Here is a 1,427-nt window from a genome sequence, read left to right as displayed (position 1 = left end):
AACAAGTACACCCTGCTGGAGGCCTTCGCCGATGCCGAGGCGGGGGCCGCGCACGTGGCGTCGGAGCACTTCAAGGCCGGGATGGAGACGTTGGCCGGTGCCATCGCCTCGACCCCGGAGATCATCAACGTCGAGGTGCCCGGCCAGGGCTGGAGCGCCATGGCCGAACTCTCCCCGCGTCCCTGAGCCCCTCCGTCGCCGTGGGCGGCCCCGGCGGTCCGTCCGCGAGGGGCGTCAGCTCGATGACCACCACCGCGCGAGGGGGCCTACGCGAGGTCGAGGAGCTGTTCGTGGAAGCCTCCGAAGCCGCCCGGCCCGTGCACCAGGTGAACCTCCAGGATCCAGTGGCAGCGCCACCCGGCCCGGTCGGTGCGGCGCAGCGGATGGTCGTTGTCCGGGGTCACGTAGGACTCCACCTTGGCGCCGTCGATCAGCTCGTGCGGGAACTCCCCCACCAGGTGTCCCGCGTGCCAGCCGCCGAGCGTCCAGCCGGCCTCGGCCGCCGAGTGCTCCACGGCCGCGTACAACCGCTTGCCCGTGATGTGGGGATCCTCGCGGAAGGCCTGCCGGCCCTCCGCGAACACCCGGGCGAGGTCGTCCCGGAGCCGATGCTTGACCGGGTCGTCGCCGAAGACGAAGGTGCGGCCGAAGTCGGCCTCGTACTCCTCGAAGATCGGGCCGAAGTCCGCGAAGGCGATGTCGTCCTCCCCGATGATCCGGTCGGGCGGGTTCTCCCGGTAGGGGAACATCGTGTGCGGGCCGGAGCGGACGATCCGCTTGTGCCAGTGCTTCGTGGTTCCGAACATCTCGTTGGCCAGGTCCCGGATGCCGTCGCTGACCTCCCGTTCACCGGCGCCGGGCACGACCAGACCCCGCGCCTCGACCTCCGCGAACAGGGCCACCGCCTTGCGTTGCGCCTCCACCAGGCCCAGTGCGCGCAGTTGCTCGTCCATCCGATCAGGTACCCCCATGGAACTGTTCCTCTTCCGATTCCGGTGTCGCGCGCACGAGCACGAGCGACCCCTCGTGGAACGACCGACGCCGCAGATGACCGAACCGTTCGTCCCACACCCCCGAATCCAGATCCGCCCGCAACCGTGTCGTGAAGCGTTCTCGGACCCCGTCGTCCACGAAGCTCCACGCCGAACACGCCTGCCGTGCCGCCGGATCCAACAACATCTCCGGACGCCCGAAGTACGCCTCGTTGAACCCGTCCGTGCAGTCCCACGGAATCGGCACCGCCCGCACACTCCCACAACCGCCCAGAGCCGCGGCCATCATTCCGATGGAGGGATACCGGTGCGCCTCCGTGTCGAGGACCTCGGGCGCGTACCCGTACAACCAGAAGTCGCCCACCCGTTCCGGATCACAGGTCAGCCCCACGACCGGGCCCCGGGTGACCCGCCGCATCTCGCGCAGGCCCGCCC

The 1,427-nt window shown here is 70.0% G+C and carries 2 protein-coding genes and 1 pseudogene; 1 reads left to right on the top strand and 2 read right to left on the bottom strand.

Going from position 1 to position 1,427, the window contains the following annotated elements; genetic code table 11:
- The coding region (locus ADK55_RS14835; protein ID WP_324611183.1) for an antibiotic biosynthesis monooxygenase at positions 1-186 on the top strand (186 nt) is incomplete at its 5' end.
- Positions 187-266: 80 nt separating this feature from the next.
- Here ADK55_RS14835 and ADK55_RS14830 read toward each other — a convergent pair.
- A complete protein-coding gene (locus tag ADK55_RS14830; protein WP_053678874.1) occupies positions 267-971 on the bottom strand; it encodes a M24 family metallopeptidase in 705 nt (234 codons plus the stop codon).
- Positions 958-1,427: pseudogene (locus ADK55_RS14825) on the bottom strand (SAM-dependent methyltransferase); the annotation flags it as partial. The pseudogene ADK55_RS14825 and the gene ADK55_RS14830, both read right to left, overlap by 14 nt.

The organism is Streptomyces sp. WM4235 (assembly GCF_001279725.1).
Classification (GTDB): domain Bacteria; phylum Actinomycetota; class Actinomycetes; order Streptomycetales; family Streptomycetaceae; genus Streptomyces.
The sequence above is the reverse complement of the archived record's forward strand: the minus strand, read 5'-3'. Positions and strand labels throughout refer to the sequence as shown.

Bases quoted from the DNA above. Each gene is read 5' to 3' on its own strand.
- ADK55_RS14830 (WP_053678874.1), bottom strand. From the start codon at position 971: ATGGGGGTACCTGATCGGATGGACGAGCAACTGCGCGCACTGGGCCTG.